The organism is Palleronia sp. LCG004 (assembly GCF_032931615.1).
Classification (GTDB): Bacteria; Pseudomonadota; Alphaproteobacteria; order Rhodobacterales; family Rhodobacteraceae; genus Palleronia.
Map to the genome: position 1 here is coordinate 478,900 of NZ_CP136759.1, position 15,273 is coordinate 494,172.

General features: G+C 65.5%; 17 protein-coding genes. 9 read left to right on the plus strand and 8 right to left on the minus strand.

Annotated elements, in window-relative coordinates; translation table 11 throughout:
* Window positions 1-58 precede the first annotated feature (58 nt).
* The 6 genes from RVY76_RS02315 to RVY76_RS02340 are packed head-to-tail and all read left to right on the plus strand — an operon-like array spanning window position 59 to window position 4,409.
* Window positions 59-760 (plus strand): response regulator transcription factor, encoded by a 702-nt coding sequence (locus RVY76_RS02315; RefSeq protein ID WP_317375562.1) that lies wholly within the window; start codon window positions 59-61, stop codon window positions 758-760.
* A 4-nt stretch (window positions 761-764) separates the two neighbouring features.
* Window positions 765-2,393 carry an ATP-binding protein gene (locus RVY76_RS02320; RefSeq protein ID WP_317375563.1) on the plus strand — a complete coding sequence of 543 codons (1,629 nt, stop codon included), beginning with the start codon at window positions 765-767 and terminating at the stop codon, window positions 2,391-2,393.
* Window positions 2,390-2,824, plus strand: a complete 435-nt coding sequence (locus RVY76_RS02325) for a serine kinase (protein WP_317375564.1) — start codon at window positions 2,390-2,392, stop codon at window positions 2,822-2,824. The genes RVY76_RS02320 and RVY76_RS02325 overlap by 4 nt, the downstream gene beginning before the upstream one ends.
* Window positions 2,821-3,720, plus strand: a complete 900-nt coding sequence (gene rapZ, locus RVY76_RS02330; RefSeq protein WP_317375565.1) for an RNase adapter RapZ — start codon at window positions 2,821-2,823, stop codon at window positions 3,718-3,720. Before RVY76_RS02325 ends, rapZ begins: the two co-directional genes overlap by 4 nt.
* Complete coding sequence (locus tag RVY76_RS02335; RefSeq protein ID WP_317375567.1) at window positions 3,717-4,136, plus strand: PTS sugar transporter subunit IIA; 420 nt, start codon at window positions 3,717-3,719, stop codon at window positions 4,134-4,136. Before rapZ ends, RVY76_RS02335 begins: the two co-directional genes overlap by 4 nt.
* A gap of 3 nt (window positions 4,137-4,139) precedes the next feature.
* Window positions 4,140-4,409 (plus strand): HPr family phosphocarrier protein, encoded by a 270-nt coding sequence (locus tag RVY76_RS02340; protein WP_317375569.1) that lies wholly within the window; start codon window positions 4,140-4,142, stop codon window positions 4,407-4,409.
* A gap of 18 nt (window positions 4,410-4,427) precedes the next feature.
* On the opposite strand, the gene RVY76_RS02345 is transcribed toward RVY76_RS02340, so the two are convergent.
* From RVY76_RS02345 to RVY76_RS02380, 8 genes are all read right to left on the minus strand, one after another.
* A complete protein-coding gene (locus RVY76_RS02345) occupies window positions 4,428-5,303 on the minus strand; it encodes a 3-hydroxybutyryl-CoA dehydrogenase (RefSeq protein WP_317375571.1) in 876 nt (291 codons plus the stop codon).
* Between the two features lies 1 nt (window position 5,304).
* Complete coding sequence (locus RVY76_RS02350) at window positions 5,305-6,531, minus strand: glycosyltransferase family 4 protein (RefSeq protein WP_317375572.1); 1,227 nt, start codon at window positions 6,529-6,531, stop codon at window positions 5,305-5,307.
* 1 nt (window position 6,532) lies between these two features.
* Complete coding sequence (locus RVY76_RS02355; RefSeq protein WP_317375573.1) at window positions 6,533-7,459, minus strand: electron transfer flavoprotein subunit alpha/FixB family protein; 927 nt, start codon at window positions 7,457-7,459, stop codon at window positions 6,533-6,535.
* Entirely contained in the window at window positions 7,459-8,220 is a 762-nt protein-coding gene (locus RVY76_RS02360; protein ID WP_317375575.1) for an electron transfer flavoprotein subunit beta/FixA family protein, read from the minus strand. The genes RVY76_RS02355 and RVY76_RS02360 overlap by 1 nt, the downstream gene beginning before the upstream one ends.
* 88 nt (window positions 8,221-8,308) lie before the next feature.
* On the minus strand, window positions 8,309-8,881 hold the full coding sequence (locus RVY76_RS02365; RefSeq protein ID WP_317375577.1) for a cob(I)yrinic acid a,c-diamide adenosyltransferase: 573 nt from the start codon (window positions 8,879-8,881) through the stop codon (window positions 8,309-8,311).
* Window positions 8,882-8,884: 3 nt separating this feature from the next.
* Window positions 8,885-9,091 (minus strand): twin transmembrane helix small protein, encoded by a 207-nt coding sequence (locus tag RVY76_RS02370; protein ID WP_317375578.1) that lies wholly within the window; start codon window positions 9,089-9,091, stop codon window positions 8,885-8,887.
* 81 nt (window positions 9,092-9,172) lie between these two features.
* Window positions 9,173-10,000, minus strand: a complete 828-nt coding sequence (locus RVY76_RS02375) for an SDR family NAD(P)-dependent oxidoreductase (protein ID WP_317375579.1) — start codon at window positions 9,998-10,000, stop codon at window positions 9,173-9,175.
* A gap of 73 nt (window positions 10,001-10,073) precedes the next feature.
* Complete coding sequence (locus RVY76_RS02380; protein ID WP_317375581.1) at window positions 10,074-10,559, minus strand: SH3 domain-containing protein; 486 nt, start codon at window positions 10,557-10,559, stop codon at window positions 10,074-10,076.
* A 132-nt stretch (window positions 10,560-10,691) separates the two neighbouring features.
* Here RVY76_RS02380 and RVY76_RS02385 point away from each other — a divergent pair, with 132 nt between their 5' ends.
* From RVY76_RS02385 to tuf, 3 genes are all read left to right on the plus strand, one after another.
* On the plus strand, window positions 10,692-13,010 hold the full coding sequence (locus RVY76_RS02385; protein ID WP_317375582.1) for a DNA topoisomerase IV subunit A: 2,319 nt from the start codon (window positions 10,692-10,694) through the stop codon (window positions 13,008-13,010).
* A complete protein-coding gene (locus RVY76_RS02390) occupies window positions 13,010-13,621 on the plus strand; it encodes a hypothetical protein (protein WP_317375584.1) in 612 nt (203 codons plus the stop codon). Before RVY76_RS02385 ends, RVY76_RS02390 begins: the two co-directional genes overlap by 1 nt.
* Before the next feature lie 117 nt (window positions 13,622-13,738).
* A complete protein-coding gene (tuf, locus tag RVY76_RS02395) occupies window positions 13,739-14,914 on the plus strand; it encodes an elongation factor Tu (protein WP_317375335.1) in 1,176 nt (391 codons plus the stop codon).
* Window positions 14,915-15,273 lie beyond the last annotated feature (359 nt).

Below are 15,273 nucleotides of genomic sequence, written 5' to 3' on the forward strand. Positions count from 1 at the left end.
GATTCGAAGATTGCGCCGGTCCCGCCACGGAGATCCGGCCAGTGCGGGAGAGGACTTCATGGCCAAGATCGCCCTCGTCGACGACGACCGGAACATCCTGACCTCGGTGTCGCTGACGCTCGAGGCCGAGGGCTTCGAGGTCGAGACCTACCACGACGGGCAACAGGCGCTCGAGGCGTTCGAGCGCAGGTTTCCCGACATCGCCGTCTTCGACATCAAGATGCCGCGGATGGACGGCATGGATCTGCTGCAGCACGTGCGTCGCAAGACGAGCATGCCGGTGATCTTCCTCACCTCCAAGGACGACGAGATCGACGAGGTGCTTGGCCTTAGGATGGGGGCGGACGATTACGTGAAGAAGCCCTTCTCGCAGCGCTTGCTTGTCGAGCGGATCCGGACGCTCCTGCGGCGTCAGGACGTGCTGTCGGGCGATGCGGGCGGCAAGGTCGAGCCGAGCCAGACCCTCGTGCGCGGGACGCTGACGATGGATCCCGCCCGCCATACCGTCACCTGGAAGGGGCGCGACGTGACCCTGACCGTGACCGAGTTCCTCCTTCTTCAGGCGCTCGCGCAGCGGCCGGGCTTCGTGAAGTCGCGCGATCAGCTGATGGACGTGGCCTATGACGATCAGGTCTATGTCGACGACCGCACCATCGACAGCCACATCAAGAGACTTCGCAAGAAGATGCGGAGCGTCGATGACGAGTTCTCGGCGATCGAGACGCTCTACGGCATCGGCTACCGTTACAATCAGGACTGACCCGGTGGCGACCGCAACACGGGATGCGGGCCTTCTGGCGACGGGACCGGACATGCCGCGCCGCCGGGGCATCGTATCGATCACACGTTCGCCGCTGGCCCGGAGGATCGTGGCGTTCAACCTCGTGGCGATGCTGTCGCTGGTGGCGGGCGTGATGATCGCATCGCCGTTCGACACCGCGTCCCTGAGGCAACGCGAGGCTGACCTTGTCCGCGAGGCCGCGCTCATCACCGGGGCGTTCGAGGCGCAGATGCGCCATGCGTCGGAGCGGGGGATCGAGGCGGACACGCTCGACCTTCTGAAGCTCAACATGGCGGGCGAGGTCTTTGTGTTCGACGCAGGCGGGCGCATCGTGGCGTCCGACCGCGCGCCGAGCGCTGCCTTTCCGGCGGTCCTCGAAAGCGTGCCCGCGACACCCATCAGCGACACGGTCGAGCGCATCATCGCCTCCGTCGCGGGCTTCGCCCGGCCGGAGACGGTGCCCGTCGCAGCCGATGACGTCCGGGAAACCCTTCGTGAACTCGGGAAAGGCCTGGCACCCACGGGCTTCGCCCTCGACTATCTCGTGGATGCCGAGGGCGGGCCAATCGTCGCCGTGTCGGTGCCCATCGTCCATGAAGGGCGGGTCGTGGGGACCGTGGGCCTGACTTCCGGCAAGGGCGAGATCGATCACCTGCTGCGGTTCGGGCGCGAGCAGATCCTGCAGATCTTCCTCGTGGCGGTCGCGATCTCGATCGGGTTGAGCCTGATCCTCGCCTCGAACATCGCCAATCCGCTCGCCGATCTCGCCGCCGCGGTGGAGATCGGGCGCGAGCGCAACACCCGCAGCATCACGTCCGGCCGCGTCAGGATCCCCGACCTGACCAGCCGCCCGGACGAGATCGGCAGGCTTTCGGGCGCGTTGCGCGGCATGGTCGCGGCGCTCTACGACCGGATCGAGGCGAACGAGCAGTTCGCGGCCGATGTCGCGCACGAGATCAAGAACCCGCTGGCATCGCTGCGCTCGGCGATCGGATCGCTGCGCGTCGTCGAGCGGGAGGATCTCCGGACGCGCCTTCTCGACGTGATCGAGCATGACGTGCGCAGGCTCGACCGGCTGGTTAGCGACATCTCGAACGCGTCGCGGCTCGATTGCGAGCTTGTCATGGACGAGGAGAGGCGTTTCGATCTGCTGGCCATGCTGAACGGACTTACCACATATCTGGGCGACGCCGCGCGCGAGAAGGGGATCGACTTCATCGTCAGCCTGCCGTCGCAGCCGATCTGGCTTGACGGGCTCGAAAGCCGTCTGGCGCAGGTCTTCGTGAACCTCATCTCCAACGCGACCTCGTTCTGCGGGCCGGGCGACGCGATCCGCATCTGGGCGCGCCAGCGCGAGAACCGCGTCCTCGTGGTGGTCGAGGATACCGGCCCGGGCATCCCCGAAAGCGCGCTTGGCAAGGTGTTCGAGCGATTCTACTCCGAACGCCCGGAGGCGCAGTTCGGGAACAATTCCGGCCTTGGCCTTGCGATCTCGAAACAGATCGTCGAGGCGCATGGCGGCGTCATCTGGGCCGAGAACATCCAGCCCAACGACGAAATGCCGGGCGCGTTGCCTGCCGGCGCGCGGCTGGTCGTTGGCCTGCCCGTATGAGCGATCCGACGATCCTGCACGCAAGCTGCGTCGCGGTGAGGGAGCGGGGAGTGCTCATCCTCGGCGCATCCGGGCGCGGCAAGTCGGCGCTGGCGCTCGAGCTTCTTGCGCTGGGCGGCGCGCTGGTCGCCGACGACCGCACCTGCCTCGCGCGGCGGGGTGCGGACCTGCTTGCCTGGTCGCCGCCCGCCATTCTCGGGCGGATCGAGGCGCGCGGTATCGGCATCCTCGCGGCCGATCCCGCGCCGCCCACGCGGATGGCCCTCGTCGTCGACCTCGACCGCGCGGAGGAGGCGCGTCTGCCGACCGCACGTCACTGGTCGCATATGGGGTGGTCCGGGCCCTTGATCCTCGGGGCGGATCACCCCCATCTTGCAGTCTCCGTCCTTCAGTATCTAAAGGGCGGAAGAACGGATCTGGAGGACGCGTGACGACCGGGCAGACGCATCTCGTGCTGGTGACGGGGCCCTCGGGGGCCGGGCGGTCGACCGCGATCAACGCGCTCGAGGATATGGGCTTCGAGGCGATCGACAACCTGCCCCTGTCGCTCATCGACCGGCTGGTCGTCCCGGGCGAGACGCGGCGGCTCGCGCTGGGTGTCGATGCGCGCAATCGCGACTTCTCGACCGATGCGATGGTCGCGCTCATCGCGCGGCTGACGCGATCGCCCGAGCTGCATGCCGAGATCCTCTATCTCGACGCGAATGCAGATATCCTGCAGCGTCGCTATTCCGAGACGCGTCGCCGCCATCCTCTCGCCCCGCAGGAGACGCCCGCGGCCGGTATCGCGCGGGAGGCCGATCTGCTGACGGCGGTGCGTGAACGTGCCGAGATCCTGATCGATACCTCGGAGATGAGCCCGCATGACCTGCGCGCCGAGCTCGCGAGGCTCTTCGATCACGGCGACGCGCCGGGCCTTGCGCTGTCGGTGCAGTCCTTCTCCTACAAGCGTGGATTGCCGCGCGGCGTCGATCTGGTCTTCGATCTGAGGTTCCTCAGAAACCCCCATTGGGAGCCGGGGCTGAGGGCGCTCGACGGGCGCGACGCGGCGGTCGCCGAATACGTCGCAAGCGATCCGCGCTTCGACGGTTTCGCGGCGAAACTGATCGATCTGATCCTCACCACGCTGCCCGCGTACCGCGATGAGGGAAAGACGCATCTCGCGATCGCGCTGGGGTGTACGGGGGGCCAACACAGATCCGTGGCGGTGGCCGAATATCTGGCAAAAGCGCTTGCGGAACATGGGTGGCGAGTGTCAACTCGCCACAGGGAGCTCGAACGCCATGCCGCCCTGCAGCGTGGTCAGGCAGGGGAATCTACGCCGTGATCGGCATCGTCATCGTCGCCCATGGGGGGCTCGCGCAGGAATTGCTGGCCGCCGTCGAACACGTCGTCGGTCCGCAACCCGGAATGTGTGCAATCTCGATCGAGCCCGAATGCGACCGTGTCGCCAAGAAGGCCGAGATCCGGGCCGCCGCCGACGCGGTCGATACCGGCGCGGGCGTCGTCGTGGCGACCGACATGTTCGGCGGATCGCCCTCCAATCTCAGCCTCGAGGCCTGCGCGCCCGAGGACCGGCGGATCGTCTACGGGGCGAACCTTCCGCTGCTCATCAAGCTGGCGAAGTCACGCCATCTCCCGGTGCACGACGCGGTCCATGCGGCCCTCATGGCGGGGCGCAAATATCTCGACGCGATGTCGGATCCCGCCTCGAACCTCCGTCTCGCCGGAGCAAAAGGATAGATCATGGCCAATCGCACGCTCGAAATCGTCAACGAGAAGGGCCTGCACGCCCGTGCGTCGGCCAAGCTCGTCGAGACGGTGGAGCGGTTCGACGCCCATGCCGAGATCAGCCGCGACGGCCAGACGGCATCCGGCGACAGCATCATGGGCCTTCTGATGCTCGCCGCATCGCGCGGGACCGAGATCGAGGTCGAGACAGGCGGCCCCGAGGCCGATGCCCTCGCCGACGCGATCGAGGAGCTGGTCCGGGAGAAGTTCGGCGAGGGGATGTAGCCCCCGCCGACCGTCGGATCAGCGCGTCGGAACCGGGTCGTCCCCCCGGTAATCGTAGAAGCCGCGCCCGGTCTTGCGGCCGAGCCAGCCCGCCTCGACATATTTCGTGAGAAGCGGACAGGGGCGGTACTTGGTATCGGCAAGCCCGTCATGGAGCACGTTCATGATCGCGAGGCAGGTGTCGAGGCCGATGAAGTCGGCGAGTTCGAGCGGCCCCATCGGATGGTTGGTGCCGAGCTTCATCGCCTTGTCGATCGAGCGCACATCGCCGACGCCTTCGTAGAGGACGTAGACCGCTTCGTTGATCATCGGCATGAGGATGCGATTGACGATGAAGGCCGGGAAGTCCTCGGCCACGGCCGCCGTCTTGCCGAGCCGTTCGACCACGCCCATCGCCGTCTCGAACGTCGCCTCGTCGGTGGCGATGCCGCGGATCAGTTCCACGAGGCTCATCACCGGGACAGGGTTCATGAAGTGGAAGCCCAGGAACTTCTCGGGCCGATCCGTTTTCGAGGCCAACCGCGTGATCGAGATCGACGAGGTGTTGGAGGTCAGGATCGTCTCGGGCTTGAGCGTGGGGACGAGCTCCGCGAAGATCTTGTCCTTGATCTCCTCGCGCTCGGTCGCGGCCTCGATCACGAGGTCGCAGTTGCCGAGATCGGCGAGCGTCGAGGTCGTCGAAAGGCGGTTCATCGCCTCGTTGCGATCTGCGTCCGAGATCTTCTCGCGGCTGACCTGCCGGTCGAGATTCTTCTCGATCGTCTCGCGCCCCTTCTCGAGCGCCTCAGCGTCGATATCGGTCAGAAGCACCTCGTAGCCTGCCAGGGCACAGACATGCGCAATGCCATTTCCCATCTGTCCCGCGCCAACGACGCCAACGATCTGGATCACCATTTCATAACTCCGATAGTAGAAGGCCGAGCTGACTTCCCCACGATTTCGTGCGATCGTAAACGTTCTCCCGGCTCGTAAGAGTACCCCGACGCAGTCCCTGGTAGGCGTTCTCGTCTTCGATCAGCTTCTGCACCGCTTCATGGATCGCATCTGCGCTGTTCGGCGTGAAGACGACGCAGCCGTCCTTGAGGAATTCTCGAGCCGGTACGACGGTGCTCATCGCCGAGGGGACGCCGTGTGCCGCGGCCTCGAGACCCACGACGGCGAGGCCTTCGTTGAATTCTCTGTTCGTTGGGCAGAGCAGCAGATCGGTGTTTCCAAGTTCGGCATGAACCTCTTCCGCACCGAGACGGCCTAGAATGGAAACGTTCTCGATCGCATTCGTGCGTTCCGACAACAGATCGAGTGCCCCACCATCGCCGATGAAGGTCAAATGAAGTTCGGGGTAGGACGATCGCAGCTTTGTGAAGGCATCGAGAAGCTCGAAGACACCTTTCGCACGCTCGACCCGCCCGAGATAAAGGAGCCGTTGGACTTTGGTCAGCTCCCGCAGAGGATACCGCTTCAGGACCTGAGGATACGGGACACGTATTTTCCTTCCCGCGCCGACCATTCCGGAAACTTGCCGGGCGCTTTCGTGAGATACGCAGATCGCCCCGTCGAGCGCCCGTGAACGGAACGCAAGAACCTTGCGCTTAAGCTTCCAGACGATTGTTTCGGGATTCTCGTCCATTGCCCAAAACGTGTTGTGCGCCGTGAGAACAAGCTTTCGTTCCTTTGCCAGGCGCGCCCAAGCTGAGTTCGGAGCATCGGAGCTGACAATGACGACATCCGGGTCAAACACGGCAACCGCTTCGACCAATGCGGTCGCGTAATTTGCCTGCCCACGAAAATAGGCAAGCCGACCTTTCGCCAGTCGCGGCCTCTCGACCGTCTTGAAGGTAAACTGACCGGTCTCGCCCTTGGGTACTTCGCGCGCAGTGATCACTTGGGCCGAGGCACCCAGCTTTTCTACGAGTTCGTAGAACATCGCCGAATAGGTTGCGATCGGAACGCGCCGGTCATGATGACCGGCGCGCCACTCAGTGTATGTCCCGCCGACATCTCCGGGGCCGGCGAGATAGCTGATCCTGAGCGGCCGGCTCGGGTCGCGGCTCAACTTGCCGATCGCCTCCGAGACGTCTTGCGGCAGTTCGACCACCGGCACGTAGGTCTCGGATGCGGTCATGTCAGAGCTTCTCCGTCAGCTCCGGAACAGCCTCGAAGATGTCGGCCACGAGGCCGTAATCCGCGACCTGGAAGATCGGCGCTTCCTCATCCTTGTTGATCGCGACGATCACCTTGCTGTCCTTCATGCCGGCGAGGTGCTGGATCGCGCCGGAGATGCCGAGAGCGATGTAGAGGTCAGGTGCCACGACCTTGCCGGTCTGTCCGACCTGCCAGTCGTTCGGCGCGTAGCCCGAATCGACCGCCGCCCGCGATGCCCCGACCGCCGCGCCGAGCTTGTCGGCGAGCTTTTCGACCATCGCGAAGTTCTCCTCCGACCCGATGCCGCGGCCGCCCGAGACGACGATGCCCGCGCTGGTGAGGTCGGGCCGGTCCGACTCGGCCACGTGGTCCTCGACCCATTCCGACAGGCCGGGTGCCTCGGCGGCAGGGATCTCGGAGACCTCGACATTTCCGCCAGTGGGGGCGGCGTCGAAGGTCGAGGTGCGGATCGACAGCACCTTCTTGGGATCCTTCGACTTGACGGTCTGGATCGCGTTGCCGGCATAGACCGGACGCTCGAACGTATCGGCATCGACGATGCCGGAGACGTCGGTGATCACCATGACGTCGAGAAGGGCCGCCACGCGCGGCAGGATGTTCTTGGCATCGGTCGTCGCGGGCGCGGCGATATGGTCGTAATCGCCGGCGAGCGAGTGGAGGAGTGCTGCGGTCGGTTCGGCAAGGCGATGCCCGTAGAGCGCGTCCTCGGCGACCAAGACCTTCGCGGCGCCCTCGATGGTGGCGGCCTCGCGACCGGCATCGGCGGCGCTTTCGCCGGCACAGAGAATGGTCACGTCGCCGAGCGGGGCGAGGGCGGTCACGGCCTTCGCAGTCGCATCCATGTTGAGTTTGCCGCCATCGACTTCGGCCAGGAGAAGAACGGCCATCAGAGCACCCCCGCTTCGTTTTTCAGCTTGTCGACCAGTTCGTCGACCGACTCGACGCGGATCCCGCCCTTGCGTTCCGCGGGCTCCGCGGTCTTCACGATCTCGAGCCGCGGCGTGACGTCGACGCCGTAATCCTCGGCCGTCTTCTCCTCAAGCGGCTTCTTCTTCGCCTTCATGATGTTCGGGAGCGAGGCGTAGCGCGGCTCGTTCAGCCGCAGGTCGACCGACACGATCGCGGGCATCTTCACGCGGATCGATTGCATGCCGCCGTCGACCTCGCGCTTGACGAGCGCATGTTCGCCCTCGATGTCGATCTTCGAGGCGAAGGTCGCCTGGCTCCAGCCCATCAGCGCGGCGAGCATCTGGCCGGTCGCGTTCATGTCGTTGTCGATGGCCTGCTTGCCGCAGAGGACGAGACCGGGCTGCTCTTCGTCGATCACGGCCTTGAGCAGCTTCGCGACGGCGAGCGGTTCGATATCCTTGTGGACATCGTCAGAGGCCACGATCAGGATCGCGCGGTCCGCGCCCATGGCGAGGGCCGTGCGCAGCGTTTCCTGGGATTGCTTGACGCCGATCGAGACGGCGACGACCTCGTCGGCGGTGCCGGCTTCCTTCATGCGGATCGCCTCTTCGACGGCGATCTCGTCGAAGGGGTTCATGCTCATCTTGACGTTGGCAAGATCGACGCCCGATCCGTCGCCCTTCACGCGAACCTTGACGTTATAATCGATCACCCTCTTGACGGGGACGAGTATCTTCATCGGCCATCTCCTTTGGTATTCATTTCAGGCCATAACGCGCCTTTCGGCGCGACGACAGCGTAAAACGCAGCACTTATTCCGGATCGCCCTACCGGTTCGCGCCCGGCTGCCAGAGGATGTCCGCACGGCCGTCGTCGTTGGCGAGGCGGGCAGCGCAGAAGCACCAGTCGCTCAGCCGGTTGAGATAGTGCAGCGCGGCCGGATTGACGTCCTCGAGCGTCGCCAGCTCCATCGCCAGCCGCTCCGCCCGGCGCGACACGGTCCGGCAGAGATGGAGCGCGGCCGAAAGCGCGCTGCCGCCGGGCAGAACGAAGCTGCGCAGGGGTTCGAGCCTCTCGTTCATCGCGTCGATCTCGGCCTCGAGCCGCTCGGTCTGGGCGGGAACCATGCGCAGCGGCGTGTATTCGGCCTCGTCGTCGCGATCCATGCCGGGCCGCGACAGGTCGGCTCCCAGATCGAAGAGGTCATTCTGGATTCGCGCGATGCGCTCGGCGATCTCGCCGGTTGCATGAACCCGTGCCATGCCGAAGCAGGCATTGGCCTCGTCCACTGTGCCGTAGGTGGTCACCCGGACCGAGTGTTTCGCCACGCGCGACCCGTCGCTGAGCGCGGTCTCGCCGCCATCGCCGGTGCGGGTGTAGATCCTGTTCAGTACGACCATGGCTCAGCCTCCCATGCGGCGGAAATAGACGAAGATCAGGATCACGACCACGGCAAGCGCCTGCGCGTAGATCCGCCACCGCATGTACTTGTTCGACGTCTTGGCGTTGTCCTCGCCCCCGCGCCCGAAGGACGAGATCCCGAGAATGAGGATCGCCAGGACCGCGAGCACGGCCACGACGACAAGGAGAAAGAGCGGATCGCTGGTCATGAGCCCTCCAATCGAGCGGTGCGGCAGGACCTAGCGGCTTCGCGCACGATTGCGAAGGGGGCGGCCGGCGTCCTGCGTCGCTCAGCCGCGCGCGAGAAGCGCGTCGAGCGCGCGGGAAGGCAGGATCCTCCGGGCGAACGCCATCAGTCGGGCGGGCGTGGTCACGCGGTAATAGGGGCGGGGGTTCTCCGCCTCGAGTGCGCGGATCAGCGTTCTCGTGGCGGCGGATGCGGGAAGCTGGAACCGGTCCGTTCCGGGCGGATCGTAGAGGCGTTTCAGAAGGGTCGCCTCGTACTGCGCGCGCCGGGGCGACGCCTTCCAGTCGATCCAGCGTTCGAAATGTGGAATGGAGTTCGCGCGGATCCGCGAGGCGATCGGGCCGGGTTGCAGCGTGACAACCTTGATGGGCGTGTCGCGCATCTCCAGCCTGAGCGTGTCGGTAAGTCCCTCGAGCGCGAATTTGGACGCGACATAGGCCCCGCGCCAGCGCATCGGCACGTATCCCAGGACGGACGAGCATTGCACGATCCGTCCGTGACCCTGCGCCCGCATGACCGGGATGACCCGCCTCGTCAGTTCATGAAGGCCGAAGACGTTGGTTTCGAAGACCGCGCGCAATGCGTCCGTCGGCAGGTCCTCGACCGCGCCGGGGCAGGCGAAGGCCGCGTTCGAATAGAGCGCGTCCAGCGTTCCATCGGTCTGCGAAAGGACGTCGGACAGGCCGCGCGCGATGCTGTCCGCATCCGACATCTCCATATTGACCGGAGTCACACCGGACGCCGCGAGGCGCGTGGACGTGTCGTCGTCGCGGCAGGTGGCGAAGACTCGCCACCCCCTGAGCGACAGGGTCATCGCGGCATCGAGGCCGATGCCGCTCGAACAGCCGGTGATGAGGATGGAGCGCGCCATGAGGACCTCGGATGGGATCTTCGGGTCCTCATAGGGCAAATGTTCCGCGCGCGAAACATTCCCGGTCGCATCCTCAGCCGGCGGCGGGCCCCACGAAACGGCCGAAGATATAGGCTTCCTGTCCGGTATCCTCCACGCGGATATGCATCCAGCCATTCGCGGTCTCGTCGAGCACTTCGACACGCTGGTCGAGGACGACCTGATCGACGACCTCATCGGCGGTCGACGGCCCCCGGCGGATGTTCACGCGGTTCCCGGTAATGACGTGGTACTGCACCATGGGTGCCGGATCCGCGGTCTGCGGGGTTTCGGTCACGGCCTGTGCGGGTTCGGCGATGATGCCGCCCGCGGCCTGTCCGGTCGCGGCGAGGGCCCGCGCGATCGCGCCGGCCTCGTCATCGAGCGCGAGACGGTTGGGATTGGCGGGCGCGACGTCCGTCGGGGTCGCCGACGCCCGCGCGACGTAGTCACGCCCGGTGCCGTCGCCGTCAAGATCGCGACCGGCCACGGCCATGGTAACGCCGATCATGGCCAGAAGCGCCAATGTCATCCGGATCATGATAGGGGTGCCTCGCAAGTTCGTTTCGGTGGAATCTTGCCGATTGAACCCCGAAACCTCCTAAAAGTTCGTTTGCGTCCTGGAATAAAACTGTTCTTGCCGGTCCCTTCACGCGCCGGTATCCCCGCAACCATGAGTGATGACAGCGTCGAGACAGACGATCCCGCAGGCCCCCTTTCGTCGACCGAATCGCTCGGACGGGCGATCGGCGAGCGGTATCTGACCTATGCCCTCTCGACGATCATGCACCGCGCGCTGCCCGATGCGCGCGACGGGCTGAAGCCTGTCCACCGTCGCATCCTGTTCGCGATGCGCGAACTCAGGCTCGGCTCCAACGGCGGATTCCGGAAATCCGCCAAGATCAGCGGCGACGTGATGGGCAATTACCATCCGCATGGCGACGCGGCGATCTACGACGCGATGGCGCGGCTCGCGCAGGATTTCGCGGTGCGCTATCCGCTGGTCGACGGGCAGGGGAACTTCGGCAATATCGACGGCGATAATCCCGCCGCCTCGCGCTATACCGAGGCGCGGATGACCGAGGCCGCCGAGGCTCTGCTCGAAGGGCTGAACGAGGACGCGGTCGATTTCCGGGAGAATTACGACGGCACGCTGACCGAGCCCGTCGTGCTGCCGGCCTCGTTCCCGAACCTTCTGGCAAACGGTGCTTCGGGCATCGCCGTCGGAATGGCCACCAATATCCCGCCGCACAATATCAGCGAGCTTTGCGACGCGGCCATCCACCTCGTCCGCACGCCCGACGCCCGCGACGAGACGCTCCTCAACTATGTGAAAGGGCCCGACTTCCCGACGGGCGGCGTGATCGTCGAGAGCCCCGAGAGCATGGCCGAGACCTATCGCACCGGACGGGGCGGGTTCAGGCTGAGATGCAAGTGGGAGATCGAGGATCTGGGTCGCGGCCAGTGGCAGATCGTCGTGACCGAGATCCCGTACCAGGTGCAGAAATCGAAGCTGATCGAAAAGATCGCCGAGCTTCTGCAACTCAAGAAGCTGCCGCTTCTGGCGGATATCCGCGACGAATCGGCCGAGGACGTTCGCGTGATCCTCGAGCCGCGCGCACGGTCGGTCGATCCCGACCTGCTGATGAACATGCTCTACAAGAGCTCGGATCTCGAGACGCGGTTCTCGATGAACATGAACGTCTTGATCGACGGACGCACGCCGATGGTCTGTTCGCTGAAGGAGGTGCTGCGCGCGTTCCTCGACCACCGTCGCGACGTGCTGGTCCGGCGCACGCGGCACAGACTGGACAAGATCGACCACCGGCTCGAGGTGCTCGAAGGCTTCATCACGGCGTTCCTCAATCTCGACCGGGTGATCGACATCATCCGCTACGACGACGATCCGAAGCGCGCGCTGATGTTCGAGGATTGGGGGCGCGACCACGTCCGCGCTACGGACGAGAGCGACTATGTCTCGCCGCTGCCCGCAAAGAGCGAGGAGCCCGACCTGTCGGAAGTGCAGGCCGAGGCGATCCTCAACATGCGGCTGAGGGCGTTGAGACGGCTGGAGGAGATGGAGCTCCGTCGCGAACGCGATGCCCTGATCGAGGAACGCGCGGAGCTGTCCGAACTCGTCGCGACGCCCGAAACGCAGTGGGCGCGGATCATCGACCAGCTGAAGGCGACCAAGCAGCAGTTCGGCCGCCTCTATGCGCGGGGCCAGCGCCTCACCCAGTTCGCGGAGCCGGGGGTGGTCGAGGACGTGCCGCTCGAGGCGATGATCGACCGTGAACCGGTGACGGTCGTCTGTTCGCAGATGGGCTGGATCCGGGCGATGACGGGCCATATCGACCTCGGTCGCGAGCTCAAGTTCAAGGATGGCGACGGTCCGCGTTTCATCTTCCACGCCGAGACAACCGACCGGCTGTTGCTGATGGGGTCGAACGGACGGTTCTACACCATCTCGGCAGGCAATCTTCCGGGCGGGCGGGGCATGGGAGAGCCCGTGCGCCTGATGATCGACTTGCCGAACGATGCCGAGATCGTCGAACTCAGGATCCACAGGCCCGGTGCGCGACTGATCGTGGCCTCGACCGCTGGTGACGGCTTCGTCCTGCCGGAGGACGAGGCGGTCGCGCAGACCCGCGCCGGCAAGCAGGTGCTGAATGTCCGCGCGCCGGTGCGTGCGCTGCTCGCCAAGCCCGTCTCGGGCGATCACGTGGCGAGCGTCGGAGAGAACCGGAAGGTGCTGGTCTTCGCGCTGGAGGAGTTGCCCGAGATGGGGCGCGGCAAGGGCGTGCGCATGCAGAAATTCAAGGATGGCGGCCTCAGCGACGCGACGACCTTCACGCTCGCCGACGGTCTTTCCTGGCGCGATCCGGCCGGACGCACCCGGACCGAGAGCAATCTTGCCGAATGGACCGGCAAGCGTGCGGGTTCGGGACGCATGGCACCGCGCGGCTTTCCGCGCGACAATCGGTTCAACTGATGGTGAGCGCGCGTTTCATCGCCGTGCTGGCCCTTGTCGGTCTCGTCTCCTGCGGTGCGCGTGCCCCCGAGACGGAGCGGGCGGAGCTGGGGGATTTCCGGCTCGGCTACAACATCGTGCAGGCCCGCGACGTGGAACGGGGCCCGTTCTCTCGTGCGGCGACCGCTGCGGAGCTGACCGGCGCGATCGAGGCAGCGGTGGAGCGGCGGCTCGCCCGGTATGACGGCGACGGGCTTTATCACATCGGCGTCGCGATCGCGGCCTACGTGCTGGCGCAGCCGGGGTTGCCGGTGATCTACACGCCGCGCTCGGTGCTGTTTCTCGACGTGAATGTCTACGACAACGCGACCGGGCAGCGGCTCAACTCCGAGCCCCATCGCATCACCGTCTTCGAAGGCATGCGCAATGCGACGCCGATCATCGGATCGGGCCTCGTGCGCGGCAAGGACGAGCAGCTCGCGAACCTCGCCGAGGAGGGCGCGCGCGCCATCGAGGCATGGCTCGCGCGCAATCCCGACTGGTTCGTGCCCGACCCGGCGAGCCCGCGGGTCGAGTTCGACCGCGAAGCTCTCGATGCGCGGGCCCAGGCGGCGATTTCCGCCCTGGAATGAGGTCCGGACAGGTCCCGCTTGCGTTTCCGGCATCCGCTTTGTAATCAGCGCGCGTCATGGAAACCGGGCCGGAAGGTTTGCTTTAGGCCCCTTTGAACAGATGAGGCGCTGACCGCGATGGCGAAGGCAAAGTTCGAACGCAACAAACCGCACGTGAACATCGGGACGATCGGTCACGTCGATCACGGCAAGACGACGCTGACGGCGGCGATCACGAAGTATTTCGGCGATTTCCGTGCCTATGACCAGATCGACGGCGCGCCGGAAGAGAAGGCGCGCGGGATCACGATCTCGACGGCGCATGTCGAGTACGAGACCGAGAACCGTCACTACGCGCATGTGGACTGCCCGGGCCACGCCGACTACGTGAAGAACATGATCACGGGTGCGGCGCAGATGGACGGCGCGATCCTGGTGGTGAACGCGGCCGACGGCCCGATGCCGCAGACGCGCGAGCACATCCTGCTGGGCCGTCAGGTCGGCATTCCGGCGATCGTGGTCTACATGAACAAGGTCGACCAGGTCGATGACGAGGAGCTTCTCGAGCTCGTCGAGATGGAGATCCGCGAGCTTCTGTCGAGCTACGACTACCCGGGCGACGATCTTCCGATCGTGAAGGGCTCGGCGCTGGCCGCGATGAACGGCGAGAACCCCGAGATCGGCGAGAACTCGATCCGCGAGCTGATGGCTGCGGTCGACGACTACATCCCGACGCCGGAGCGCGCCGTGGACCAGCCGTTCCTGATGCCGGTCGAGGACGTGTTCTCGATCTCGGGTCGCGGTACGGTCGTGACGGGTCGCGTCGAGCGCGGCGTGATCAACGTGGGCGACGAGATCGAGATCGTGGGCATCCGCGACACGAAGAAGACGACCTGCACGGGCGTCGAGATGTTCCGCAAGCTGCTCGACCGCGGCGAGGCCGGCGACAATATCGGCGCGCTGCTGCGCGGTGTCGACCGCGAGGGCGTCCAGCGTGGCCAGGTTCTCTGCAAGCCGGGTTCGGTGAAGCCGCACACGAAGTTCGAGGCCGAAGCCTACATCCTGACGAAGGAAGAGGGCGGGCGTCACACGCCGTTCTTCGCGAACTACCGTCCGCAGTTCTACTTCCGCACGACGGACGTGACCGGCACGGTTCAGCTTGCCGAGGGCACCGAGATGGTCATGCCGGGCGACAACGTGTCGTTCGGCGTCGAGCTGATCGCGCCGATCGCGATGGAAGAGAAGCTCCGCTTCGCCATCCGCGAAGGCGGCCGCACCGTGGGCGCGGGCGTCGTCTCGAAGATCATCGAGTAAGGTCCGCGCGGGCCTCCGGGGGCAAATCCCCCGGAGACCTGTTCGGCCCCACCGGGCGGCGTATGTCGGGCGAATGGGGATTTGAGTTCGAAAGGGTCCGGGCGCGGCGATGCGCCCGGACCCTTTTTCAATTTTGCAGCAGTTCCTTCATCGGGTCGGCCCGCGTGTATCTCTGTTCGCGACCTAGGCCATCATACCCCGCGGCCGACCGACGTGAAGCCAAGAGCCTGATGGATGCTGGCCAATCCATCGATAGAGCCGTCCCGGAGGCAGGCGATCCCAGATCGGGCTCATGGCATGGACGCCGATGACCGGGGCATTACAAGTTGCCCGGAACGGCCCGGCAAGCAGGAGGAGTC